The sequence below is a fragment of the Parabacteroides sp. HGS0025 genome (assembly GCF_000969845.1).
Taxonomy (GTDB): domain Bacteria; phylum Bacteroidota; class Bacteroidia; order Bacteroidales; family Tannerellaceae; genus Parabacteroides; species Parabacteroides gordonii.
On the sequence record NZ_KQ033902.1, the window covers coordinates 1,130,370 to 1,156,078 of the forward strand.

The 25,709-nt window shown below is 49.6% G+C and carries 16 protein-coding genes and 1 pseudogene; 5 read left to right on the top strand and 12 right to left on the bottom strand.

Going from position 1 to position 25,709, the window contains the following annotated elements:
* The first annotated feature begins 5 nt into the window (after positions 1-5).
* On the top strand, positions 6-680 hold the full coding sequence (locus HMPREF1212_RS04005; protein ID WP_046148510.1) for a DUF3823 domain-containing protein: 675 nt from the start codon (positions 6-8) through the stop codon (positions 678-680).
* Between the two features lie 155 nt (positions 681-835).
* Here HMPREF1212_RS04005 and HMPREF1212_RS04010 read toward each other — a convergent pair whose 3' ends face one another.
* From HMPREF1212_RS04010 to HMPREF1212_RS04060, 11 genes and pseudogenes are all read right to left on the bottom strand, one after another.
* Positions 836-1,717, bottom strand: coding sequence for a beta-propeller domain-containing protein (locus tag HMPREF1212_RS04010; RefSeq protein ID WP_046148511.1), 882 nt, complete (start codon positions 1,715-1,717; stop codon positions 836-838).
* Positions 1,718-1,726: 9 nt separating this feature from the next.
* Positions 1,727-3,529, bottom strand: coding sequence for a c-type cytochrome (locus HMPREF1212_RS04015; protein WP_046148512.1), 1,803 nt, complete (start codon positions 3,527-3,529; stop codon positions 1,727-1,729).
* On the bottom strand, positions 3,529-6,012 hold the full coding sequence (locus HMPREF1212_RS04020) for an HzsA-related protein (RefSeq protein WP_046148513.1): 2,484 nt from the start codon (positions 6,010-6,012) through the stop codon (positions 3,529-3,531). Before HMPREF1212_RS04020 ends, HMPREF1212_RS04015 begins: the two co-directional genes overlap by 1 nt.
* Positions 6,009-6,704 (bottom strand): deoxyribose-phosphate aldolase, encoded by a 696-nt coding sequence (gene deoC, locus HMPREF1212_RS04025; protein ID WP_046148514.1) that lies wholly within the window; start codon positions 6,702-6,704, stop codon positions 6,009-6,011. Before deoC ends, HMPREF1212_RS04020 begins: the two co-directional genes overlap by 4 nt.
* A 12-nt stretch (positions 6,705-6,716) precedes the next feature.
* Positions 6,717-7,751 (bottom strand): zinc-dependent alcohol dehydrogenase, encoded by a 1,035-nt coding sequence (locus tag HMPREF1212_RS04030; RefSeq protein ID WP_028726206.1) that lies wholly within the window; start codon positions 7,749-7,751, stop codon positions 6,717-6,719.
* Positions 7,752-7,772: 21 nt separating this feature from the next.
* Positions 7,773-9,296 carry a xylulokinase gene (gene xylB, locus HMPREF1212_RS04035; protein WP_046148515.1) on the bottom strand — a complete coding sequence of 508 codons (1,524 nt, stop codon included), beginning with the start codon at positions 9,294-9,296 and terminating at the stop codon, positions 7,773-7,775.
* Between the two features lie 17 nt (positions 9,297-9,313).
* On the bottom strand, positions 9,314-9,793 hold the full coding sequence (locus tag HMPREF1212_RS04040) for a Lin0368 family putative glycerol transporter subunit (protein WP_046148516.1): 480 nt from the start codon (positions 9,791-9,793) through the stop codon (positions 9,314-9,316).
* The gene (locus HMPREF1212_RS04045; RefSeq protein ID WP_028726209.1) at positions 9,790-10,176 is read right to left on the bottom strand and encodes a Lin0368 family putative glycerol transporter subunit; all 387 of its coding nucleotides are present in this window, start codon (positions 10,174-10,176) and stop codon (positions 9,790-9,792) included. Before HMPREF1212_RS04045 ends, HMPREF1212_RS04040 begins: the two co-directional genes overlap by 4 nt.
* Before the next feature lie 193 nt (positions 10,177-10,369).
* A pseudogene (locus HMPREF1212_RS04050) lies at positions 10,370-13,741 on the bottom strand (glutaminase domain-containing protein); the annotation flags it as partial.
* A 200-nt stretch (positions 13,742-13,941) separates the two neighbouring features.
* The gene (locus HMPREF1212_RS04055; protein ID WP_046148517.1) at positions 13,942-14,466 is read right to left on the bottom strand and encodes a DUF2867 domain-containing protein; all 525 of its coding nucleotides are present in this window, start codon (positions 14,464-14,466) and stop codon (positions 13,942-13,944) included.
* A gap of 45 nt (positions 14,467-14,511) precedes the next feature.
* Entirely contained in the window at positions 14,512-15,081 is a 570-nt protein-coding gene (locus HMPREF1212_RS04060; protein ID WP_028726211.1) for an ORF6N domain-containing protein, read from the bottom strand.
* Positions 15,082-15,433: 352 nt separating this feature from the next.
* Here HMPREF1212_RS04060 and HMPREF1212_RS04065 point away from each other — a divergent pair, with 352 nt between their 5' ends.
* Both HMPREF1212_RS04065 and HMPREF1212_RS04070 read left to right on the top strand, forming a co-directional pair.
* Positions 15,434-18,247, top strand: coding sequence for a glycosyl hydrolase (locus tag HMPREF1212_RS04065; RefSeq protein WP_082099818.1), 2,814 nt, complete (start codon positions 15,434-15,436; stop codon positions 18,245-18,247).
* Between the two features lie 2 nt (positions 18,248-18,249).
* On the top strand, positions 18,250-21,018 hold the full coding sequence (locus HMPREF1212_RS04070) for a family 78 glycoside hydrolase catalytic domain (protein ID WP_198293250.1): 2,769 nt from the start codon (positions 18,250-18,252) through the stop codon (positions 21,016-21,018).
* A gap of 38 nt (positions 21,019-21,056) precedes the next feature.
* Here HMPREF1212_RS04070 and HMPREF1212_RS04075 read toward each other — a convergent pair whose 3' ends face one another.
* On the bottom strand, positions 21,057-22,556 hold the full coding sequence (locus HMPREF1212_RS04075) for a M20/M25/M40 family metallo-hydrolase (RefSeq protein ID WP_046148519.1): 1,500 nt from the start codon (positions 22,554-22,556) through the stop codon (positions 21,057-21,059).
* A gap of 252 nt (positions 22,557-22,808) precedes the next feature.
* On the opposite strand from HMPREF1212_RS04075, the gene HMPREF1212_RS04080 reads away from it, so the two are divergent.
* Complete coding sequence (locus tag HMPREF1212_RS04080) at positions 22,809-24,293, top strand: TolC family protein (protein WP_046148520.1); 1,485 nt, start codon at positions 22,809-22,811, stop codon at positions 24,291-24,293.
* Positions 24,294-24,326: 33 nt separating this feature from the next.
* Positions 24,327-25,706 (top strand): sigma-54-dependent transcriptional regulator, encoded by a 1,380-nt coding sequence (locus HMPREF1212_RS04085; protein WP_046148521.1) that lies wholly within the window; start codon positions 24,327-24,329, stop codon positions 25,704-25,706.
* Positions 25,707-25,709: the final 3 nt, after the last annotated feature.

The window sequence follows — 25,709 nt, forward strand, 5'->3', positions numbered from 1 at the left end:
TGAATATGAAGATTATATCAAATATTTTTTCGTTAGTGTTACTACTGGTTCTGTTTACTGGTTGTGGAAAAGATAATTATGATGCACCGGAATCCAAATTGGTCGGAAAAGTAACTTATCAAGGACAAGCGTTGAATTTACGTGGTACCGGTGAAGCAATTCAATTGCAATTGTATCAGGATGGTTATGAAAAACATGATCCGATTTCTGTTTTTGTCGGACAGGAGGGGGAATTTTCCGCTCTTTTGTTTAATGGGGAATACAAACTGGTAACTAGAGACGGTAACGGACCGTGGATGAATCGGCATGATACGGTAACGGTTAATTTGAACGGACATTCGGAAGTGAATATTGAAGTCACTCCTTATTTCATGATATCTAACGAACAGTTAGCCGTATCCGGTACGACGATGACGGCTTCTTTTACAATCAACCAAATTGTTTCAACTGCAACGATCAACAAGGTGATGTTGATTTTAAGCAAGACACAGTTTGCTGATGATGTAAATAATGTATTTCGTAAAGATATAACCGAAGTATCAGCCGGTGCAGTAAATCTGAGTGCAGACATTAGTGATAATGCTGAAATAGCCAAAGCGAAAGCGTTATATGCTCGTGTCGGTGTTTTGGCTAATGGAGCTGATCAAGCCATTTATTCAACGGTTGTACGATTGAAATAATTTCTGTTATCTGACTTAGCGTAAGATGAAAAGTAAAAGAGGCTATCTCATTGAAGTGTACTTCATTTTGAGATAGCCTTTTGTTTTACCTGCTGGAGATAGCCTCACAAAAGGCATTTGGCGCAGTCTCTTATTTTTAATGAAGTTTTTATCGTTTAATGATAAGACTTGCCGTTGTTGTCCATACTGAATACGGAAGACATGGTTTGTATCCCTTCAAAGTCCTTTAATGTGCAAAGGATGTTCTTGTCCCGGTCTACCAGGAACAGATGATCCCGTTTCTCCGGATTTACGTGTCCGACCCAGTTAGTGAAAAGTAAGCGTCCATCGGGGAAATACTGCATACCCCCCAGGAACTTCAGCGGTTCTCCCGGAATATCCTTGTTGGAGATCTCCCATACGGTATCCCCTTTCTTATCCAGTTCTATGATACGGGGATTCTGCGTCTTGTCGGCTACGGCTACCAGCGTATGCCCGTTAGGTAGACGGATCACTGAGTGGGGGCCGCCCGGTACCTGTACCTGCCAGACGACTTTACCCTTTGAATTATATTCTTTTACATACTCATCGCCGTAATGCGCTACCAGATAATGTCCGTTGTCCAGTTTGCGGGCGTTGCGCATAAAAGCGAACGAGCCGTCGGTAACGCCTTCCGGAAGGATGCAAACCTCGCTGACGATCTTCCCTGCGGGGGAGACTTCCAGCAGGCGGCCTGCATTACACTCACCGATAAACGTATTGCCGTTTTTCAGACGCTGGCAGGCAAAGACTGGACTTGCTGAGGCGTAATGAAAAACGGTATCATTTTGACGGGTCACTTCCAATACGCCTTTGCCTATCGAGAACAGTAAGTTGCCGTTTGGAAGCACCCAGAGATCATTCGATTCCGGAGCCTCATGTTGCCAGACGATCTTGTTGTTTTCCATGATGAAAACGATCCCCTGGGAATAATCGGCTCCGGCAAAGTTCCCGCATTGTGCCAGTACGCTCAGGCAATGCATGCAGGAAAACACAAATATATAAGCGAAATATTTCATGATTCTTATTTATAGAGATAATACATATTCTGCGAGGTCATTCAGCTCATTCTCCGTCAGCGCTTCAACGGGGCCATGAACTTTCAGCATCTCCTGCATCGTGTAACTGCGTCCGTCATACAGGTAAGGAGCGGTTCTCCAGACTTCATTCAGGGCGGGGACATCCATTTTCGTATTCTTGTCCGCTCCGTTTGTCCAACTGACCTTATATTGCTTCATATCCGTATAATAAGTACCGGCATGGCAGGAGGCGCAATCTTTCTCAAAGTGTTCTTTCCCTCGTTGGGCGGCTTCCGATAAGTTCCCGTTCACCAGGTAAGGGCTTGGTACCGGGGATAACGACTTCAGATATGTATCGATAGCCGGAGCAATCTCCTCTGTATTGGCTGCAAATAAGATATACTTGATACCAGAGATAACCGCCGTCTCCGCATCTTTACGGATTCCGGAGATCATGCAAGGGGGAGTCTGATGCGATAAAACCAATGTCTTGGTATTCTTCGGATTCCCCATCCCGTCATTCATCAGATCCCAGTTCAATCCGTCCATACGTGCATCGTTCGGGTGGCAACTGGCACAGCTCTGCCATTCTTGGAAACCGATGCTCGCATCATGGAAATACATATCCCCTTTCCCTTTTTGGGTGGAAGCGAGCGGACTGCCTAATACAGTTGCGGTCATTTCTTTGCCGCCAGCGTTGAAGGCGACCATTTCTCCGGTATAATAATTAGCCGTATATACTTTCTCCGGAGTGACATACAAGGCGCGGGGGCCTTTGCCTTTTGTCTTGTAAAAGTTGCGGATGCCATATAAGAAACCTGCATCATCCTGTACATGGGTAGCATCTTTGGTCGAAGGAGTCACTTTCTCCCCGGCTTTGACACGTGCCAGGCGGTCGTGCAGCGATATTCTATCCACCGAAGCCAGTTCGTGTGTGCCGGAAAGTGAAATCCATATCTTACTGTCGTCCGGCGAGACAACTACATTCCAGGGATTGGATGCACCTTTCTGCGGTGTATCCAGCAGAACCGTATTTTCCACCTCCTGTGAATGCAGGTTGATAACGGACAGCACGTTGGTACTCATCCATCCCCTGTCTACCTGGTTGGTAGGAAGCTGGTAACGCGCCAGTAAGTGAACGGCATAGGCATAATCGCCCTTGCTGTCGGTAGCCAGTGCCTTGACATCCGTCGAGCCGTTGGGTAATTGTAACCGCTTTACCACCTTTTTACTGTTTACATCCACGATATCCAACTGGCAGGCAATCGGATAGGCGAGCGAAGACATTTCCGGCAGGTTGTTGGCGACGAGCAATAAGCTATCGTTGGCAAAAGCCACCAGATCCACCGGTTCGCGGCCGACGGTGATCCGGTTCGTAACTTCTTTTGTATCGGGAGATACTTCCCACAACTCGTTGTTGAAACGTTGGGTAGTCCATAAAGAACCCGTTTGCGGGTTGAACAGTACGGCAGAAGGTGTATGCCCCAGCTTGGTCTCTGACAGGACGGACAGGTCTTTCCCGTCCAACTCGCAGAGGGAACCGCCGGCACCGTCGCAAACCACCCAGATATGCCGGTCGGGTGTTTGCACCAGGTCGTTTGCCGGGGAGGGTAATGCCGCCTTTATCCCGGTCTTGTTGAAATTGGCATCGATAAGGCATACTTCCTTTTTGTCCCGGTTCGCCACCAGGAGATTGCCGCTCTCTCCGCTACTCCAGATATGATCCGGAGCAAAAACTTCCTGCCTGTTACATCCGGCAAGGAAGGCTAAAGAGAGACAGGCTATATAAGTCCAGTTTATTTTCATGATCATTACTTCTTTGCTTTTAACGATTGGAGATACTGACGGATATTCTCTTTCTCGGCAGCACGGGATGTCTCCCGTTTCTTCTCATAATACCTATAGTAATCCTTTTCCTCCTGTGTCCAGTTGTTCGCTTCCCGGTAATCGCCGATGAAAGGAACGCAGAGGTCGATCCAGAGCGCGATCGTTTCCATTTCTTCCTTGCTTAACCGGCATCCGCCGTGCCCGTTCTCAAGCCTTTTGATCAGGTTGCTTGTATTGGAACCTGCAAAATAGGGGGCAAGCAAGGTCGGTTCGGACAGGTTGCTGATCCAGTTCACTTCCGGGTGATGGGCGTCTCCTTGCCAGGAGTCGTTACCTTCGGTCATACGGCGGGCATGGGTCAGGTTGAGATAAGAGTCCGAGAATTTGCGCTTGGTCTGCTGGTCTACCACTTTCAGTTCACCTTTCAGGCTCAGTTTACTTTTTACACCGTCGTGACAGGAGATACAATGGGCATCCCAGATAGGCTGTACCTCTTTGATATAACTGAAGGAGCGGTCGCCGATACCTTCCGGCTCGATCTTCTGGATACCAGTGTTCATTGCCATCGATACCGGATGCGAAGCCACCGGAACCGTGTTCTTATGCTCATGGCATCCTACGCAGCTCTGTGTTTCACCCGGTTGCAAGGTCGACCAGCTACGCATGGTCTGCACCACCCGGTTATTCTCATCCAACGCCTGGAAATACAACGGAGTGCGGCAAGGCACTTTGAAGAAGGCCGAACCGTCCGGCTGCACGTCGACCGTGCCGAGTATCCGCTTTACGTCCCAGCTGGCGTTTCCTACACCTACCGGAGAGAAGGCGTGGCCTCCACCCCCTGCATCGAAGCCGTAAGCGGCACCGATACTGGCCACGCGGTAGATCGGCTCTACAATACGCAGCTTCTTGATTGTTCCGGGCTCGATACCTTTCAGGCCGTTTCCTTCGTAGATGTTTTGCATATAGTAAACGCCTTCCTCTTTCGTATAGTCTACATTGTTTACACGTTCGAAAGGACGTTCGCGTTCGGCCAGCAAGACCGGCTGATTACAGGAGATGCTTGCATCCGAAACCAACAGTTCACGTTCGCCGGACGGTGTCATCCAGTAGATACCGAACTCCATCGGGTGGCCTACATGGTAACCGAGCGGGGTATAGGAGATCAGGAACTCGTTTTCATTCAGGGGGTAAGGATGCTGGAACTGGTCGCCGAACTGTCCGTAGGTATCTACTTTGACGGCTTCCGGGCGGTGAAGCGGAGCGACCAGCATGACGCCTTCGTTTTCGTCGCGTCCCGCCTCCGGGTCGATAATACACAGTTTACCGTGCTGCGGCGTATGGTGTCCGAGGATCGTAGCCATCACCTTACGCGTTCCGGGGATCTGGCGGGTATGGGTGACGGTGGTCGGGAAGAAGCTGTTTCCTCCGTAATACTCCGCCTGTCCGGTACCGTCCGGGTTCATCTGGCAGAGCGGTTGCATGAATACCTGTCCACGGTCGTTGTATTCCCAGCGGGTATAGACCACGCGGCCGTCGTCGAGCAGTGTCGGGTTGGACGTATGCACCTGGTCGAAACCGACCTGCCGCATATAACGCCCTTCACGGTCGCAAAGATACAGGTTGCTGACTTCCACTGTCCAGCAATCTACCGAGCTGCCGTTGCGGGTGGAGTTGAACATGATATTTTCGTCCGGCAGGTAGATGGGTTCTATATCTGCAAATCCCAGTCCGGAAGTGATCTGTTTCAGTTTCCGGGATGGCATTTCCATTTCATATAGATGGAAGTCATCCTCCTTTTGGGATTTCTTCCAGGAGAAAAGGACATGTTTGCCGTCGAAATGTACATCCGGATCACGGAAAACGCCGGCTGTATCCTTCAATAAAGTCTCTTCCTTCGCCCAGATACCCTCCATTTTGAAGTAAGCCAACTCACCTCCTGCAAAGAAATTGCATTCTGCGCGGGCATCCGACAAACCTTCCGTATAAGCGAAGAAAGACGGGCGTAAGGTACGGAACTTTGTAAACACCACTTCGGGCGTGCTTTTTACAAAGGAAGCCAACCGTTGTTCCCTTCGTGCCTGGCAGGCGTCCAGGTAAGAGGAGATAGCCTGTGTGATGCTTTCGGGCGTGTCGGTTACTTTTGTTTCCTGCTGCAATTTGTGCAGGCGCTCGCTGATCTGTTCGGGCAGTGACCGGTCGAACCATTTGATATCGCTTCCGTCCTGTAGCCACCAGTCGTAGTAAACCGGATAGTGATGATATAGATGCAGATGCGCCTCCCGGATGAGGGAAGCCGTACTGTCTTTCGAGACAATCCCTTCGGTTGCCTTTATCTTATTAAATCGGTCTTGTATATCTGTTATAAATTCCTGTTTGTCGACAGGATGATGATCCTTATATGCCTTGTTCTGGCAGGCAGCCAGGACAAGGCATATAAGTCCCATTCCTATTTTGTGTAAGTTATTCATTGCTGTGAAACTTTATACGCTTCTACAATAGAGACTCCGCTGGACGTACCGATGCGGGTGGCACCTGCCTTGATCATGGCTAAAGCCGTATCCAGGTCGCGGATGCCGCCTGCTGCTTTCACGCCGATCTCCGGGCCGACCACGCGGCGCATCAGTGCCACGTCTTCTACCGTTGCACCGGCTGTACCGAAACCGGTCGAGGTCTTTACAAAATCCACGCCGGCCTCTTTGGCGATCCGGCAGACTGTTTCCTTTTCGGCATCCGACAGATAGCAAGTCTCCAGAATAACCTTGCAGATCACGCCGGCGGGCTTGCAGATGGCAACCATATCTTCGATTTCTTTCTTTACAATGTCCAGGCGGCCTTTCTGCAGGGCACGCACATTGATCACGGTGTCGATCTCCGTAGCCCCTTTTTCGATGGCGTCGCGTGTTTCGAACGCCTTGCATTCGGTGGTTGTCTGGCCTAACGGGAAACCGATAGCCGCCCCCACGCGGACAGGTGAGCCTTCCAGTAACTTAACGCAGGTTTCTACTTCTGCCGGATTGATGGCAACCATTGCGAAATTGTATTTCCGTGCTTCGGCACATAGCTTCTCGATATTTTCCGCTGTGCCGAAAGGCTTCAGGAAAGTATGGTCGATCATTCCTGCCAGTTGTTCTGCTGATAAGTTTGCTGTTATTTCGTTCATGATAAATGATGTTTAGAATGTTAATACTGTTTTTATTACTTCGTTACGTTTGACGGCTTCGAGCGCCTCGTTTATTTGTTCTATCTTAAAGCGATGGGAGATGAAGTCGGATGCCGACAGGCGGCCTTCGCGTATCCATCCGGCCAGTGCGGTCATGGCCCGTTTCTCTTCCGAGCGGGTTGGCCAGCGGTGGATGAAGAGGTTGAAGTTGTAAGGTGCCTGGTCGAGATCGATCGTCGGGTTCTTCGTCATGACTCCATATACGCAGATGTCGCCGGCCATCTTGATAAGTGGCAAGGCCGAATTGACGATGGAAGGAAGGCCTACCGCGTCGATGATCGTATCGTACGAACGGTTGGCGGCGGCGATAAATTCGGGCGTGGCGATCTCTGCCGGGGTATAGCCGTTGTCGGCTCCCATCCGTTTCGCCAGTTCCAGTTTGGCGGGAAGCATGTCTACGATATCCACCTGCGCCAGTCCGAACAGTTTGCCGAGCTTGACGAAGCTCAGTCCCACAGGGCCCGCACCGAATACCATCACCTTCTTTCCCGGTTCGAGGCGGAAGTCTTTGAAGGCACCGACTATTTCGCGCCAGGTGCAGGCAATAACGGCTTCTTCCGGTTGTATGTCGGCGGGTACGGCATTCTGGATCTCGAAGCTGTCCCAACAACCCTGCTCGGGTGTGGCCAGGCCTTCTTCCTGCAATACCTCGAAGTCGTTTACGACGACATATTCGCTGAAGCCGCCCCAGGCACTGTTCAGCCCCGGTGTTGTAAAGGTGGCATTCAGTCCGCCGATGGCTCTGTCGCCCACCTTGAAGTTGCGTACTTTGGCTCCTACTTCGACTACTATGCCGACGTTCTCGTGTCCCAGAGCCATCGGGAACTGGTCTGCACCGGGGAAATGTCCGGCTATCAGTTTGCTGTCGGTGGCATTGCACAGGGCTACCATTTCCGTTTTTACCAAGGCCTGGTAAGGCGTGATAACGGGTATATCTATTTCCCGGATCTCTACTACGCCGGGAGCTGTTGCGATTACGCTTTTCATTTGTCCTTTCATATTCAGTTCTTATAGGTTTACTTCCGAGAGGTCGGTGTACACTTCTTTCAAGTGATCGTACGTCCGGTCGAAAACGGCAATTAATTCTTTGTATTTCTCTACGTTGGCCGGGATGGGACTGATCTTCTTATCGATATGGATAAAACGGTCGGTCACGCTGAAGTCTTTGAACAATCCGGCTCCGATACCGGCCAGGATAGCGGCGCCCATAGAGGTGGCTTCCTCCAGGTAGTTCGGTATCTTTATTTCCGTCTGGTAGATGTCGGCCATCATCTGCTGCCAGATCGGGTTCTTGGCACAACCGCCTATCACCGTCATGTTTTCAACGGGGACGTGGTTGCGGAAGATGTTGACGATCAGTCCGAGGTTGAGGGTGATACCTTCCATCACCGAGCGGAGCATATCGCCGTGCGTATGTCCTACCGTCAGGCCGATAAAGGCACCTTTGGCATTCACGTTCCAACGCGGCGAGCGTTCGCCCATCAGGTAGGGGAGAAACAACAGCTTGTTGGCTCCAATCGGGGATTGCCGTATCTGCTCGTCGATGAGTTCATATACATTTCCTTTCCGTAGCCTGGCTTCTTCCTGTTCCAGCTGGCAGAGTTGCTGTACCATCCAGTTGTAGGAAGCGCCTGCCGTCTGCATGGTTCCCGACGGGTGCAGCATTCCGGGGACGACGTGTGCCCAGTTCATGGTGCGCCGCAGTTCGTCTACGACGGGTTTTTCTACGGTCAGGGCTACCCAGGAAGACGAACCCAGGTAATTGTAGGAAGTACCCGGGGCTACACAGCCTACGCCTACTCCGGCACAGCTACCGTCGCCACCCCCGCAGATCACCGGGGTGCCTTTACGGAGTCCGGTCGCTTTCGAAGCCTCTTCCGTTACTTCGCCTATCACGTCGATAGAGGAACGAACTTCCGGAAATAGCGACATATCCAGTCCGACAGCGTCGATAATCTCCTCGCTCCATGCCCAGCGGTTCAGGTCGTAGGCATTCGTACCGGATGCATCCGAGGGATCGGTGGCAATCGTGCCGCAAAGACGGAAGTTGATGTAATCCTTTGCGTTGAGCATCTTATAGGTATTAGCGAATACTTCCGGCAGGTGTTTCCGTATCCACATCAGTTTCTCTATGGAATAAGAAGCGCTGATGCGATGGCCTGTTATTTCATAGAAATGAAGCGGATCGATCTTTTCCGTCAGGAAGGCTTCTTCTTCCTGCGAACGCTGGTCGCAATAGAGCAGGTGAGGGTAAAGCGGATTCCCTTTTTTATCGATACATAAGCAGCCCATCATCTGGCCGCTCAGGGCAACCCCCGCGATATCGGCGGGCGAGACGATTTGCAGTAAAGCATTTGTTGTTTCAACGATCGCTTTCCACCAATCGTCCGGATTCTGTTCCGCCCGGTTGCCGGCAGCGTAATCGGTACGGTAGGCGGCCACATGGGAAGCAATGAGCTTGCCCTCTTCGTCGAACAAAGTCGCCTTGTTGCCACTCGTACCTAAGTCGTGTGCAATAACGTATTTTGACATGGTCTATAGAATATTATTTATAATGCAGCATTCGTATATCCGGTCAGCCCGACCAGAATACCTCCGACGATCCCTCCGGCAATGATAACCATCCAGCGCGGGAAAGCCTCTTTCAATAAGCCCCACCGTTTGCCTTTGGGGCCGCAGAGCGTATCGCACACCACAAACCCCATAGCAATGGCCCAGCCCATATCTACCCACGGTGCACTGCCCCGCGCGCCCTGATGGATCAGGCTGAACTGCATCGGCAAGCCGTTTGCATCCGTGGCCAGGCCGGTGGAGAAACCGAAACCTGGCAATTTATGGTTGACCAGCCAGAACGTTCCGATGATCAATGCGGCGGCGATAAATCCACCTTTTGCCCCGAAGTCCCTGACCAGTTTAGGCCAGCAGAATATCACCGTGAAAGTGACGGCGAACGAACCGAATATACTGGTTATGATACCGGCATTGTACATGCCGAACAGTTCGTTGTAAGTCTGTAACCACTCGCTCATACCGTAGTCTCCTCTTCTTTTGACAGGCGGTTACCGCACGAACGCATCACCCAGATGGTGAGTCCGGCCAGCGCACCTCCGATAAGACAACAAACCAGGGTAGGGGCAGCCAAGAAGAAGCCTCCGAAGTCGCCCTGAAAGCGGACGATCCCCCAGGCGATACCGGCAGAGCCGATACACCATCCCTGATCCAGCCATATCTTTCCTTCCGGATTCAATATCGCCCCGTTGTAATGGTTCATATACCACATGATTCCGATGATAAGCGTGGCCGCCAGCCAGCCGCCCATCAGTCCGTAAGTTTTCCAGAGTTCCGGCCAGATACCGAAGGCAAAGCCTCCGCATATGGCCGATCCGGCGAATGTAGATAAGTAGTGTTTCATGATGTTAGTAGGTTATAATCTATTAGTTAAGTTGTAATTTAGCTAGTGTAAAAGGCTTGTCGTGTCCGGTGTTTACCTTGTCCGGCCCTGTTACGATATCGAAGCAGGAGACGATCACCTGGCCGTTCCATACGATCGGTTCACCCGGCTGATCCAGTCCACCGTCGCTACCGTCGCAGTCGGGACTCTGGGCGATACGCTGTATGCGGCCGTTCTTGTCGATACGGGCAACGGCATTTTCGGAGAAGTCGGCTACCCAGATATTGCCGTTGTCGTCGATGCACATCCCGTCGGTGGTGCGCAGTTGTGAAGGATCCTGTGCCCAGATATCGTTTCCGATAACTTTGCCGGTGCCGTCGAATGTGATCCGGTGGATAGTGCCGTCGCCGAAGTTACCTACATATAAATTACCTTCTTTATCGAATACGATGCCGTCCAGTCCGTACTGAACAGCTTTGTTCTTCGTAATGACGGTGGTGATGAGGTTCTTATCCGCTTTCGTATTGGTCACTTTTATGTTCTTGTCGTTCTTGTCGAAACAATACACCCCGCTTACCAGTAAGCCCGACGGATCCTGGATGGCGGACAGGGAGCTTTGCGTCACATACAGTTTGCCGTTATGGAAACGAACCCCATTGGGGTGCTCCATTCCTGAAGCGACCACAATGGTTTCGTCCAACCTGCCATCTTTCAGCCTTAAACACAACAATCTTCCCTTATTCCTGGCTTTCTCTGCGCCGCTCCATCCCTGGTTGTCACAGATGAATAAGTTTCCTTCATCATCGAACGTGATACCCATCGGAGCAGCCCATCCTGTCTCCGGTAATACCGGGACATCCAGCCATTTGCTGATCTTTCCGTCCCGGGTGATCCGCATCAGGCAAGCCGGCTTTGTCAGGTCGGCAAAGTTGGGACAGGCCAGGATCAGGTCACCGTTCGGTGCGATTGCCATCCCGTCGGGGGTAGGGCAATCGTCCGGTAATTCCATAAATAGTTCGCTTTTCTGCATGGCAGGTGCATTGGTCAAAGAAGGAGCCGCCGCAGGAGCTCCCTTATACATTTGTTTTTCAAGCATCTTCATAAAGTAACCGCCTACCACGGAACGGGCACGGAAACCTACCGAGTTGGCATTCGTCGTTTCATGCCAGTCGCATAACGGCATACGGGTAGTCGTCTCGTTCGCATATTTATATATGGGCGATACCAGCTGGCTGAAATCGTTCATATTGTCTGTAAGGCAGGCCGACCACATGATCCAGTCCGATTTGGTATATGTCTTGCGGCTGTCGAGCGGCAGGCCGTAGGTGTTCTGCTTGGTCAGGTAGTAAGCCATTTCCTTGCCTGCTATTTCCTGCGGGAAGATACCCATTCCGAACAGTTTGTCCCATACCAGGTTATACTTCTGGCTCCAGGTGGCAGGCTGGTCGAAAGTCAGGCGGTAATGATCGCCTGCATTGGCCATAGACGACCATTTCATCGCCATTTCCTTGGCGGCGGAAATATATTTTTCGGCAGTCGCCTTATCGCCCAGCATATCGGCCAGTTTACCGTATCCGGCTATACCGATGATCGCTTTGATGGAGAGGTTTGCATTGTGTGCAAAGTGTCCGGCGAAGTCGTCCGTACAAAGCTGGTTCTCCGGATCGAGCCCTTCCTTTAGCAGGTAGTTTGCCCAGGTAGTCAGTGTTTCCCAATGCTTCTTCGCATATTCGGCATTCCCTTCGCGCAGGGCAATGGCGGTTGTCAGGATCAACATGTTACCGCTTTCTTCCACGGGCATGTCACCCCCGTATGTCTGGCCGTTGGCCTGCGGGTAAGTACCCACGTCGTGGGCTGCGAACGGCTTGTTCCACATGCCGCTTTCGCTGTAATGGAAAATAGGGTTCATCATCCCTTTCAACAATTCGGGGTTATAGATCAGGAACAGCGGTGACGAGGGGTAAGTAATATCGACCGTACCGATAGAGCCGTTGCTGAAGTTCTCTTTGGAAAGGAACAACAGGTTGCCGTCTTTGTCCTCTACCAGTTTATGGGCGGCAATTGCCTGGCGGTAAGCGATTGCACACAGTTCGGCATACTCTTTACCTCCGGCTTTTTCCGCATCGTTCATCAGTTGCGTATCGAACTGGCGGCAGCGTTTCATAACGGAAGCATAGTCGTTGTTCGCTTCTTCAAAAGCCTGTTCGATATTCTTCTGCCCGTTGTGTTTCCAGTAGGCCATCCGGTTGTCGTTGAAATACTGGATAGCATACAGGTCGTCGTATCCGATCATCAGGAAGCTGCCGACGGGTGACGATACGCTACCCAGGTCGTGGCTGTAGGCCAATACGCTCATCTCTTCCTGCATATCGGATGAGAGTCCTTCGAGGTTGGTGTTTACGGGCAGTTTACCGTTGGCGGCAAAGTCCTGTTTGGTGGCATGATACGGGCCCATCGTCATTGTCGTGTTGGCATCCGTGCCGGCTGCAAGGTAGAAATATCCCCAGTCGATACGTACATCGTCCCCTTTCCGGGCAAGTACCTGCTGTTCGGTGGTTCCTGTCTTCAGGTAAGTGATATTGTTCTTCTCTTCCCGGTCGAAGGATACACGCTGGTTGTCGGAGTTGACGGCCAGTTGCGGGGTGGCTTCCATATAGATCTGTACGTCATGTTTCTGTCCGTCCAGCGATTTGGCCTGGTAAGAGATATAGTTGACCGGCCTTGTCATCAAGTCCAGATCGTCCATTAATAAAGGAGAAGTGAAGATAATATCCAGTTCGACCGGGCCGCATTCGAATGTGTAGAATGTCTGGGTTGGCAGCACGTTAACAGATTTCTGAACGGCGGCTTCCTGGAAGAATATTTTGTTCTCTTCCTTTCTGAACAGGCCGAAGTCCACATAACCGCCTCCGGTCTTGTTGTGGCAATGGGCGGCAATAACGTTCTTTCCGGGTTTCAGGGTCGCTTTCACTTCTGCGGGGAGTTCGGACAGTACATTGTTTTTCCAGACATAGCCTGTCGAGATCATCTGTATGCCGTTAATATATAATTCAAAAATATCATCGTGCGAATATTCGAGATATAGAGGTTGTGACGTGTAATCTTCGGTGAGGTCGAATGTTCTCCGTACCCAGATATCCTTGCTGTTCCAGGGGGTAGACAGATCCGGCATGTCGGGGGTACCGAAGGCTGCCTGTCCTTTTGTCCAGGAAGCATCGTTGAAGTCGGGCTTGATCCAGTTGGCAGCCGGTTCTTTTTCAGTATAGGCGGCTTCCCATTTCTCTTTGGCGGCTGTGGGAAGGATGACCTTAAGCGGCAGATCTTCCACACCCATAAAGCGGTACGGTTTACCATCTACCCGGACAACACCCAGCAACGGGTGTTTTTTACCTGTCCAGTGACGGGTAGCATCTTCATTCAACTGATCGGTAAACGACCATACGCTTGTGTACGGGTCGATCGTTACCAACGGATAGGAGGGGGCGCGGAGTGCATTTTGCTTTTCGGGTTCAAAATAGTTTGAAGGGCCGCTACAAGCGCAAAGCAGCCACGAAAACAAGATACACATTAAAGATACATTTCTCATGATATATAGTTTTTCATTTATGTCCTTACCGTTAGACAAGGTCGATTTAATTAGTCAGACTCAAAAAGGGAAGGTACCCCTTAAACGAGTACGACATTTTAATCATTTTTTCGTAGGCAAAAGAACATAAATTCGCTCTGACCGGGTTACAGTAATCGGTCAAAAGCTTTCAAATATCAATCAGAGAAGCTGTAAATCTGCTATTTATTCGTTTTTAAGGCGCTTGGTCTCAGTATGTGTTTCAACATCCCTCTTACTACCAGGTAATGGAATGGGCATATGGCATAGAAGTAGGCATATCCCAACCAGTAATGAAAATGTACGACGGTAATCGTCCGGATCTTTTTACGGTTTTCTCCGAGATCTTCCATATGGATGGAGAGGTAAGCACAGAGGTGTTTGTCGTCCAACTGCATAATGGTTTCGTTGGGTGATTTGTCGGTGATGTTGGCTAAAGGAGTCTTTTCTCCTGTCCGGATACATCTTTCAATGTCCGGCTTTTCCTTTTCTCCGGCTTGTAGGCCGAATGGTTTTACCAATAAATTACGCAGTTTGAAGAGTTTGTTTACCCAATCCGGCATATCTGTCCATAACGAGATCAGAATATCATCCGCAGTAATCTCCTTCTCCGTCGTTATCTCACATTCGAATGCATCCGAATAGTTTGCCGGGAGGTATTTGTTTATCAGGCTGTCCGCAGGGATTGTAGAGTTTTTGACTTTCATGATGTATTTGTTTATGAATTAAATAGATATTTGTTAATAACATAATTACTTTGGCTTCACAAAGCCTACCGGGTTACGTGGTTTACTCGATAGCTTCTTTTGTACCTGTAATTCTGCTAATGTTTTATTGATCAAATCCAATTGTATCCGGGTATCTTCATTAATATCATTGTAATCGGTAAATACCTCTTCGATGTATTCTTTGAGTTCCTTCATTTGATTATCCAATTGCTCTATTCTATCAACTGAAGGTATAGTTATTAATTGACGAACAGCAACAAATGCCCTCATAATACCTCTGTTTACCTCTATTGCCATCTTTGAATTAAGTACACTGCTAAGCATTGCAACGCCTAGCTCAGTGAATGCAAAAGGCATATATTTGAAGTTGTGCCCTCTTTGATTATTCAAGGTGCCAAAAATGCACCTTGAAAGTTCATCTTTGGTTAGTTCAAACATGAAGTCATCACCTTCAAATCTTTCAATATTTCTTTTTACAGACCGCTTTAAGTACTTTGTTTCTGTACCATACATTTCTGCCAAATCAAAGTCCAGCATTACCTTATGTCCCCGAATTTCGTAGATTTTACTTTGAATAATTAATATTTCATTCATAGCAGGTTTATTTAAGATGATAGTTAATATATTGTTAATCGCAAATGTAGTGATATTAATCAATATAACTTCATTTATAGGACAATAATTGATCGACACAATAGAAACGCTTTTAAATTCGTGGATGGGATGATGCAGACTGAATATAACGTATAGGTAGATCAGGGTATAAATAGTTGGTAAAACTACTCTTTCTCCTGGGAACAAACGTTGCATAAATGATATTAAATGTTACAATAATGACACTGCATTCAAAGTTGCGTTATTTTGTTATTTTCTGTGCTTCAGCTAGTTCCTGTTATAAAGTTTTTATCTACATTTACGAAGTTAACTTTTTGCAAATCAATAATCCATGAATATGACTCTTTCAAGAAGAACCTTTATCAAGTCCAGTGTGATTTCAGCTCTTAGCTTACCTTTTATGCAAGGATGCCGCTTTGTTGACAGTGAAAATGACGAAAGCGACAGGCTGTTTATGTTGTTTCAGAACCCGCCTGTCACTTCAAAACCTTTTGTTCGTTGGTGGTGGAACGGCGATAAAGTAACGGCAAAAGAGATCCTGCGCGAACTCGACATAATGAAGACCGCCGGTATAGGAGGTGTCGAGATCAACCCGATCCGTTTTCCGGGAGGGGATGATCTGGGAATACCTTCTCTGGAATGGCTAAGCCCCGAATGGATCGAAATGGTAAAGACCGCACTCAAGGGAGCGGAAGAACGGGGCATGATATGCGATATCATCGTCGGTTCGGGCTGGCCTTTCGGGGGCGAGTTCCTGCAACCGGAAGAACAGACCCAGCTAATGACACAGACCGCCCTGAAAGTAAAAGGGCCGGGAAAGATAGAACTGAAAACAGCCGACCTGCTGGCGGAAGCCTCTCCGCAGGTCGCATCCAAATACGAAGGGGCAACCAGCGAGTTATACTCCCTCTGCCTGGCTCCGGTGGAAATGTCGGCATTCACCCCCGCCATAGACCTTCCTTTTGAGAAAGGGGCGGACGTAATCTCCATCGATCTGCCGGAAGGTGAACATATCCTGTATGCACTGGTGAAAGTGACCGGTTTCCAGGCCGTTATCAACGGTGCTCCCGGTGCTGCCGGGCCAGTGCTGAACCATTACAACCAGCAAGCAGTGGAGAAGTTCCTCAACAGGATGTCGGATAAACTCTTCCCCGCTATCGGCAACCTGAAAGGGTTCCGTGCTTTGTTCTGCGACAGCATGGAACTGGAAGGGGCCAACTGGTGCCATGATTTCCTGGAAGAGTTTCAGACTCGCCGGGGATATGATGTTGAGCCTTATCTGCCTTTTATCCTCTATAAAGTCGGCCATATGGGGCATGCCGTCGAGGGGGCACTGGCAACGACCTTGTCCGGCGAGGCCAAGGAAGAGGTAGACCGTGTAAGGTATGACTTCTTTGTTACCTGTATGGATATTGTCCGGGATCGTTTCCTGAAGCCCTATACGGAGTGGTGCAATAAATACGGTTTCAAGTCGAGGATACAAACCTATGGCCGTGAGTTCCATCCGCTGGAAGCATCCCTGGAAGTGGATATTCCCGAATGCGAAACATGGTTCTGGAATGCGGACGGTTGCGAGAAAGATGTCTTTATTAAATCGCCCACCGATACGAATGTGAATAAATTTGTCGCATCGGCCGCCCATTATTCGGGGAAAAGGTTAGTCAGTTGCGAAGAAATAACCAATACCGGAAATGTCTTTAACGCCACGCTCGAAAAGATCAAGATGACGGGCGACCAGAGTAACCTTTCCGGCGTGACCCATTCTATCCTGCACGGATTTAATTATAGTCCGCTGGAAGTACCGTTCCCCGGATGGGTCATGTACGGCACGTTCCTGAACGAACGCAATACCTGGTGGCCTTATTTTAATCTGTGGGCGACGTACAAAACCCGCATATCGACCGTGCTTCAGGAGTCCGATTTCTTTGCCGACATCGCCGTGATGCATCCGTTGGCGGATATGTGGACGATACACGGGCCGCAGCGTGACCCGTTCCCCGGACTGCATTATCCGTCCTATCAATATAAGGTATGGGAGGCGATCCACCGGAACGGAAACAGTTGCGATTATATCAGTGAAGGGATCATTCAGCAGAGCAGCTTTAAAAAGGGCAATCTGGTTTTCAATAAAAGGAAGTATCATACCCTGATATTGCTCGAAGTCGAGTCGATGATGCCGGCCACGGCAGAGGCCTTGCTTGCCTTTGTGAAGGCGGGTGGCAAACTGATCTTTGTAGGAAAAGAACCTTATAAATCACCGGGATATAAAGATCATCAAACGAACGACGAAAAGGTGAAACAGACGATCGGCAGGATCAGGGAAGCTTATTCGTCACAGCTCTTTACGGTGGAAGCTCCGGTCGAGCCGGTATCCTGGTTCCGAGGGGTACAACAGCAATGCGATATTGTCCCTTATATGAAAATTGATACTCCGAGTCCTTATGTCAGCCAGATACGCCATCAGGCGGGGGACAAGGATATCTATTTTATCACGAACTGTAACCCGGATGATGAGATCCGCATACAAGCCACATTTGCTGACAACGGTAAAACGCCCTGGCTCTGGAGTCCGGAAACAGGCGAACGGTCACCTTATCCTTCTGCATCCGGTTCCGTCTTGAATATCAATCTGGGGCCTGCCGCTTCCCAACTGATCGTATTTGAGGAAGCCAAGGCAAACAAGATGGCTATTCCTGCCATACCGTTACAAAGCTCATCTCCCGTCAACCTGAACGGCTGGAATGTCCGGATGGAACATATCAACGGAGATACGAAAAAACTGGAGATCGATACCCTGGTAGATTGGTCGGTCGATCCGGCTACGCAGGGATTTGCCGGTGTGCTGTATTATGAAAAGACGGTGGAAGATGCAGCCGGGTTCTATTATCTGGATCTGGGAAAGGTCTACGGTGTTTCGGAAGTGATCCTGAACGGGGAAAGTCTGGGATGTAAATGGTATGGCAATCGTGTGTATCAGTTGCCGGAACATCTGGCAAAGGCGCCTGTCAAGACATTGCAGGTGAAGATCACGACTACGGTAGGTAACTATCTGAAAGCTACCCCGGAGAATAAAACCGGACAGTCGTGGACTCGCCATCAGAAATGGCTGCCGACAGGAATGATTGGCCCTGTTAAATTAGTATGATTATGAGAAGAATAGGAATACTTATCTGCCTCCTGGCAGGTATCGCACTTTTTGCCGGAGCCGAGTCCTTACAACTAAAGGGGTTGACCTGCGAGTATGTGGAAAACCCGCTGGGAGTGGATGCACTTAATCCCGTGCTGGGATGGCAATTGGAGTCACAGGCCCGTAACCAACTGCAATCAGCCTATGAGATACAAGTCGCTTTGAAGGAAGATGATCTTCGGAACGGGAAAGGGTTGGTCTGGAAAAGCGGGAAAGTCAACAGCCGGCAAAATGTAAATATCGTTTACTCCGGTAGGAAGTTGAAGCCTTTTACCCGCTACTACTGGCGTGTCCGTGCCTATGACCGGGAAGGGGAAGTGTCCGCTTGGAGTGAGCCGGCCTTTTGGGAAACTTCCATGCTGTCTCCGGCAGACTGGAAAGCCGTCTGGATCGGTGATGGTTCGAAGGCACCGGAGAAAGAGGAAGATTTCTATAAAGACGATCCGTCCCCGCTTTTCCGTAAAACGTTCCGTCCCGCTAAAACGGTGCAGGAAGCGCGTCTGTATATTGCCGGTATTGGATATTATGAGGCCAGCCTGAACGGTAAACGTATCGGCAACCATGTCCTTGATCCGGGCTGGACGAATTACGGTAAACAAATATTATACAGTACCTATGACGTAACCCCGTTGATCGGCTCGGGAGAAAACGCGATCGGGGTCATGCTCGGCAACGGATATTACAACCCGCTGCCTATGCGTATTTTCAAACCCTTACGGGAGTACCTGACGATCGGCCGCCCTTGCCTGAAAGCACAGCTTCGCATCCGGTATACCGACGGGTCGGTGGAAACAATCTGTACGGATGAAAGCTGGAAAACAACTACCGGCCCGGTTATGCGTAACAACGTCTATCTCGGTGAACAGTATGATGCCCGCAATGAAATATCCGGTTGGAACACTTGCCCATTCGACGACAGCCGCTGGAAACAGGCCGTGCCGGTTGCTGATGCCCCGGCCGGACAGCTGACGGCTCAAATGCAACCACCTATCCGGGAGATAGAAGTGATCAACCCCGTGAGGATGACGGAAACGCGTCCGGGAGAGTTTGTCTTCGATATGGGGCAAAACTTTGCCGGTGTAGCGCGTATCAGGGTTAGAGGGGAGAAAGGCTCGACTGTCAGGATCCGTTACGGGGAAGATATTTATTCGGACGGAAGCCTGAATGTGATGACTTCCGTTGCCGGACAGCAGAAAAGGGTCTGGGATGCCGATTGGGAAACCGCCGGTCAACCGCAGACTGCCTGGCAGGAAGATGTCTATACGTTGAAAGGAGAGGGGGAAGAGATATGGTCGCCCCGCTTTACGTTCCACGGTTTCCGGTATGTGGAGATAACGGGATGGCCGGGTCGCCCGTCTTTATCGGATGTGGAAGGGATCCGGCTGAGTGCGGATCTGCAAAGAACCGGGTCTTTCGAATGTTCCGATCCGATGCTGAACCGTTTGGATAAAGTGCTGGATTATACGTTCCGCAGTAATCTTTTCAGTGTGCAATCCGACTGTCCGGCACGTGAGAAGTTCGGTTATGGTGGCGATATTGTCGGGACTGCCCGTACGTTCTGTTGGTTCTACGACATGGAGAACTTCTACCGGAAGGCGCTCCATGATTTTGCCAACGACCAGCGCCCTGAAGGGGGAATGACCGAAACGGCCCCTTATAACGGGATAGCCGATATGGGACTGGGGAACGACTCCGGCCCGATCGGGTGGCAACTGGCTTTCGCTTTCATGCAGAAGCAGTTGTATGAATATTATGGTGACCTGCGGACAATAAAAGCCTTTTATCCGACCTTGCGCAAACAAGTTGAATTCCTTCGTTCAAAAGCGAAAGAGAACCGGATCGGGACTTGTATCAACGATCATGAGAGCCTGGAAGAACGCGTTCCCGCCTTGTTCGCTACCGCGCATTATTATCATCATGTGATTTTACTGGCTGAGTTTGCCTCATTGACAGGCCGGCCGAAGGATGCACAGGAATATTCCCTGTTGGCAGCGGATATAAAGGAATCATTTATAAAAGAATTCGTGAAACCCGGAACAGGGGAAGTGGCAAATGCCACACAGGCAGCCCAGGCATTCGCCTTGTTTTATGATCTGATTCCGGAAAGTGAAAAGGAAGCTGTCTTTGCCGTCTTTCTGAAAGCTATCGGGAAATGGGACGGACATATCGCTTCCGGCATTTTCGGTGTTCCCGCTATTCTGGAAGTATTGCGTCAGAATAACCGGAATGATATTGCCTATGAAATGGTCACGAAAAAGGATTTCCCCGGCTGGGGGCATATGCTCGAATCCGGAGCAACAACCTTATGGGAAACCTGGAAGTATTCGGATAATGTATATTCTCAAAACCACCCGATGTTCGGTAGTGTAGGAGAGTGGTTCTATCAGTCGTTGGCCGGAATAAACCCGATGGCTCCCGGTTTCAGTAAAATCCGGATCAAACCGCAACCTGCCGGTGACCTGACATGGGTAAACTGTACTTATCGCTCAGTGAACGGCCCGATTGTAAGCAATTGGAAGAAAGAAGGCAATACCTTTGAACTCCGGGTAACGATCCCGGTCAATGCAACAGCCAGTATCTGTCTCCCTTCATCGACCGGTTCGGAAATAACGGAAAGCGGTCGTCCGCTGGATACTGTACAGGATGTAAAAGCAGCCGGGTTTGCAGATGGTTTCTATTGTGTCGAAGTCGGATCGGGAGATTATGTGTTTGTTGTAAGGGATATATGAAGTTTGTAGGGGCAACCCTGCCCCTACAAACTTGGCTATTATTTCCTGGGCATCATCTCATCCCTCATTGCTGCATTATAAGCGAACCAGGCGACGATAACTGCATTGTGGCGTATATCGTCCAGTACCAGGCGGTCGGAGAAATCCTGTGTGCGATGCGAATGGCGTCCCCACTCCATAGGATCCTGGATAAACTGGAAAGCAGGAATACCCGCATTGTCGAAAGGTATATGATCCGTACTGCCGACGCTCCGGTTGGAAACAGTCGTAAAGCCTGTATCCAGGAAAGGTTGCATCCACTCTGTAAAGATCGGATAGACCTGTAGGTTATCCTGGGTAAATATACCCCTGAATTTCCCTGGGCCATAATCGGAATTAAAGTAAGCGGATATCTTATTGTATTCCTTCTTTTTCTCTTTGGTTACCGGGTCTTGCACAAACTGCTCCACATAACCGCTCGAACCATGCAGGCCCACTTCTTCACCACCCCAGAAAGCGACACGGATCGTACGTCTCGGTTGTACACCGATGGCTTTCAGTATACGCATGGCTTCAAGCATGGCAATAAATCCGGCACCATCGTCACCGGCTCCCGGACTCATATGATAACAATCCAGATGGCCGCCGATAATGACCAGTTCGTCCTTCAGTTTGGGGTCGGTGCCGGGTATCTCGGCTATGACGTTATATATCTTGCGGTCAGACTCGAATTTAACGGCGATATCGACTTCCATTTCTACCTTTTCACCGTTCCTGATCAAGCGTTCCATCAAGCCGTGGTTTTCGCAGGCAATATTTAGTTCGCAAGGTACGGGGCCGGCTTCTTCTAATTTATGGAAGTTCAATCCCGGAACACTGTAATTCCCCGATTCATGGATAATGACGGCCGGATTCTCCTTGTGTACAAAACTCAGTATTTCGGCATAAGACAACTCGCTTCCTTCGATGGCCTGGGCGGGTCTGCGGCGACGGGGCTGTACTTTAGTGATCGGATATTCGGCTGTTTGCCTTAAAGACTCTTCCGTATGCCGGCGGGCCATAGGTTCGAAACTGATCTTATAATCCGTAACAGACGGCATCAGTACGATCTTTCCTTTCAGTGTCCCTTTCAATGCCTGCAATTCTTTGTCGTTTGTGGCAGTGATCAGTACAACATCCCCTTTTACCGGCCCGTTTGTGCCGTTTGTCCAGGCTACCGGAGCCGGAAAGATGGGTATATAATAAGGTAACGTCATTGCGGCGTAAGCCTTTTCGATATCCCATCCGCCACGCGGCCAGTCACGGGCAAATTCGATGCGGGGATTAGACAGCTTGTATTCCTCCATCATTTCTTTGGCTACTTTATAACCTCTCTCCATCCCGTCAGACCCAGTCAGGCGGGGGCCGGCATAATCCAGCAAACGGTAAGATAACCGCTCTATGTCGGAATTCAGTTGTTCTTCCTGCTTGATCTTTTGGGCGACAGTCAGGTCGATCTTTTCAGTCTGGGCCATTACGGATGATACACCGATCATCAAAAATACCAATAAGCTTTTCATTTTATCTTTGTTATGGTTTCACATAAGTGTAAGTTGTTTTCTAAGACCACCAAAGGTAATAAATCTGTATTTCATACAGATCAATCGCAGCAGAATATATCGAAATATAATAGGTATACGAAAGGAGAAGAAACGATATCGGACACACTGTTCATTATCGGACACTATCGAAGGTGGCTATGATTCAGTAAATCAGTTGTATATCTTTTTGGCATAGCTTTTGCCTGTGGAAAGGCAAAAACATTTATAACAATGAAAAAGATATATATAGCTATCGCATCTTTGTTGCTGACCGTATCCGGCTTGCATGCGGAAGGACAGGAGAATATAGTGAAACTGACCCTGAAAGAGGCGATTAGCCTGGCACAACTCCAGTCGGTGGATGCCGCTGTAGCCCTCAACGAACTGAAAACGTCTTACTGGGAATACCGCACCCACATAGCAGACCAGTTGCCGGAAATGAATTTCAAAGGAACGATCCCCAGCTACAGCAAGCAATACAGCCGTAACCAACAGCCAGATGGTACCTATGCGTTCGTGCAGGACAATAACCTATCTATGGACGGGGCTATCTCCATCGATCAGAACATTGCGCTAACCGGAGGTAAGATCTCGCTGAATACGTCGCTCAACTTCTCGCGTCAGCTCGGACACGGTGCCTACAATGAATTTATGAGCGTCCCGATCGGGCTGACCCTGACACAGCCTATCTTCGGGGTGAACGACCAGAAATGGAAACGCCGTATCGAGCCCGTACGTTATCAGGAGGCGAAAGCCGCCTATATCGAGAGTGTGGAAGAGGTTACCATCTCCACGATCGCCTATTTCTTTAACCTTCTGCTGGCAAAAGAGAACCTGCTCACTTCGGAGCAAAACCTCGAGAATGCCAATAAACTATATGAGATAGCTGTCGCTAAACGTAAGATCGGTCATATCTCCGAAAGTGAGTTGATGCAACTCAAACTATCCGCTTTGCAGGCGAAAGGCAAACTAACGGAAGCACAGTCGAACCTGAACGCAAATATGTTCCAGCTCCGTTCTTTCCTGGGGTTGAGCGAAGAAGATGTGATAGAGCCGGTTATCCCCGAGTCTGTACCCGATATGCGTCTGGTTTACCAGGATGTATTGGAAAAGGCGCAGGAAAATAACTCGTTTGCGAAACGTATCCTGCGCGAACAACTGGAAGCCGATTATGCCGTTGCCACCGCCAAAGGGAAGCGTCGCGATATAAACCTGTTTGCTTCCGTGGGGTATACTGGAAAAGACTATGATTTTGCCGGAGCTTACAATCCGCTGAAGGATAACCAGGTGGTAGAGGTTGGTTTCAGTATCCCGCTCCTCGACTGGGGCAAACGGAAAGGGAAGGTAAAAGTGGCTGAGTCGAACCGCGAAGTGGTACTTTCCAAAAACCGCCAGAACCAGATGACATTCAACCAGAATATCTTCCTGCTGGTGGAGAACTTCAACAACCAGGCCGCCCAGCTGGAGATTGCAGCCGAAGCCGACGAGATTGCACAGAAGCGTTATCAGACTTCGATAGAAACCTTTATGATCGGTAAGATCAATATCCTCGACCTGAACGACGCCCAGCAATCCAAAGACGATGCCAAGCAAAAGCATATCCGCGAGTTGTACGGTTTCTGGAATTATTTCTATAATGTGCGCAGCGTCACCCTCTATGATTTCCTCAATGATCGTAATCTGGATGCCGATTTTGAAGAAATAGTAAGGAGATAATTCGTATCTTTACAAACCCAAAAAGACACCGATATGATATTAATTGTAGATGATGATGCAGTTGTTCGTTCTTCGCTATCCTTTTTGCTGAAGCGGGCAGGCTTTGAACCGGAAGCTGTTCCGGGGCCTGAAGAAGCGTTGGCGATCGTGCGCAAAGAGACGCCGCAGCTGATCCTTATGGATATGAACTTTACCTTGACTACGACGGGAGAAGAAGGAATTCAATTATTGAAACAGGTAAAGATATTTCAACCCGATGTGCCGGTTATCCTGATGACTGCCTGGGGTTCAATTTCGCTGGCTGTGCAGGGTATGCAAGCCGGCGCTTTCGATTTTATAACCAAGCCCTGGAACAACCTGGTACTGCTCAAATCGATCCGTACGGCTCTCGAACTGAACGAGCAGAAGAAAATAGAGAAGGCTCCGCTCAACCGGAACGATGCGGATAATAAATTCCATTTTGCCAAGATCATCGGACAGAGCGACGCACTGATGGACGTGCTGGGCACGGTTTCACGGATAGCCCCGACCAATGCTTCGGTACTGATCACCGGCGAAAGCGGAACCGGGAAGGAACTGATTGCTGAAGCTATCCATGCAAACAGCCCGCGTGTGAAGGAGGCTTTTGTGAAGGTCAACCTGGGCGGATTGTCCCAAAGCCTTTTTGAAAGTGAAATGTTCGGACATAAGAAGGGTGCCTTTACGGATGCCTATATCGACCGTACCGGGCGTTTCGAGATGGCTAACAAAGGTACGATCTTTCTGGACGAGATAGGCGATCTGGAATTGTCCTGCCAGGTGAAACTGTTGCGTGTATTGCAGGATCAGACTTTCGAGGTATTGGGCGACAGTCGCCCCCGGAAGGTGGATATCCGTGTGGTGAGCGCTACGAACTGTAACCTGCCGGAAATGGTAGCCACCCGTACGTTCCGCGAAGATTTGTTCTATCGTATTAACCTGATCACGATCCATCTGCCTGCTTTGCGGGAACGGAAAGACGATATCCCTTTGCTGGCGCGTTATTTTGCGGATAAGCAATCGGAGGTGAACGGTTTGCCTCGTGTCGATTTCTCTGCCGATGCAAAGGCTTTCTTGCAACGTCTTCCTTATCCGGGCAATATCCGCGAACTGAAGAACCTGGTGGAAAGGACGATGCTCGTCTCCGGCAAATCGTTGCTGGACGTGGCTGATTTTGAAAGCCAGTGCCTGAACCTGGGAAATACCCAGGCAGTTACGAAAGGAAGTGCTCCCAGCTTTGAAGGCATGACGCTGGATGAAATAGAACGGCAAACGATCCTTCAGGCGCTTGAAACGCATAACGGCAACCTATCGCATGTGGCCTCTGCGCTCGGTATCAGCCGGGCTGCCCTGTACCGCCGTTTGGAGAAATATGATATTCCCACAGATAAATAAATG

What these genes read in the sequence shown, in the direction of transcription:
- HMPREF1212_RS04005 (WP_046148510.1), top strand. Translation starts at nt 6, where the DNA reads ATGAAGATTATATCAAATATTTTTTCGTTAGTGTTACTACTGGTTCTG.
- HMPREF1212_RS04010 (WP_046148511.1), bottom strand. Translation starts at nt 1,717, where the DNA reads ATGAAATATTTCGCTTATATATTTGTGTTTTCCTGCATGCATTGCCTG.
- HMPREF1212_RS04015 (WP_046148512.1), bottom strand. Translation starts at nt 3,529, where the DNA reads ATGATCATGAAAATAAACTGGACTTATATAGCCTGTCTCTCTTTAGCC.
- HMPREF1212_RS04020 (WP_046148513.1), bottom strand. Translation starts at nt 6,012, where the DNA reads ATGAATAACTTACACAAAATAGGAATGGGACTTATATGCCTTGTCCTG.
- deoC (WP_046148514.1), bottom strand. Translation starts at nt 6,704, where the DNA reads ATGAACGAAATAACAGCAAACTTATCAGCAGAACAACTGGCAGGAATG.
- HMPREF1212_RS04030 (WP_028726206.1), bottom strand. Translation starts at nt 7,751, where the DNA reads ATGAAAAGCGTAATCGCAACAGCTCCCGGCGTAGTAGAGATCCGGGAA.
- xylB (WP_046148515.1), bottom strand. Translation starts at nt 9,296, where the DNA reads ATGTCAAAATACGTTATTGCACACGACTTAGGTACGAGTGGCAACAAG.
- HMPREF1212_RS04040 (WP_046148516.1), bottom strand. Translation starts at nt 9,793, where the DNA reads ATGAGCGAGTGGTTACAGACTTACAACGAACTGTTCGGCATGTACAAT.
- HMPREF1212_RS04045 (WP_028726209.1), bottom strand. Translation starts at nt 10,176, where the DNA reads ATGAAACACTACTTATCTACATTCGCCGGATCGGCCATATGCGGAGGC.
- HMPREF1212_RS04055 (WP_046148517.1), bottom strand. Translation starts at nt 14,466, where the DNA reads ATGAAAGTCAAAAACTCTACAATCCCTGCGGACAGCCTGATAAACAAA.
- HMPREF1212_RS04060 (WP_028726211.1), bottom strand. Translation starts at nt 15,081, where the DNA reads ATGAATGAAATATTAATTATTCAAAGTAAAATCTACGAAATTCGGGGA.
- HMPREF1212_RS04065 (WP_082099818.1), top strand. Translation starts at nt 15,434, where the DNA reads ATGAATATGACTCTTTCAAGAAGAACCTTTATCAAGTCCAGTGTGATT.
- HMPREF1212_RS04070 (WP_198293250.1), top strand. Translation starts at nt 18,250, where the DNA reads ATGAGAAGAATAGGAATACTTATCTGCCTCCTGGCAGGTATCGCACTT.
- HMPREF1212_RS04075 (WP_046148519.1), bottom strand. Translation starts at nt 22,556, where the DNA reads ATGAAAAGCTTATTGGTATTTTTGATGATCGGTGTATCATCCGTAATG.
- HMPREF1212_RS04080 (WP_046148520.1), top strand. Translation starts at nt 22,809, where the DNA reads ATGAAAAAGATATATATAGCTATCGCATCTTTGTTGCTGACCGTATCC.
- HMPREF1212_RS04085 (WP_046148521.1), top strand. Translation starts at nt 24,327, where the DNA reads ATGATATTAATTGTAGATGATGATGCAGTTGTTCGTTCTTCGCTATCC.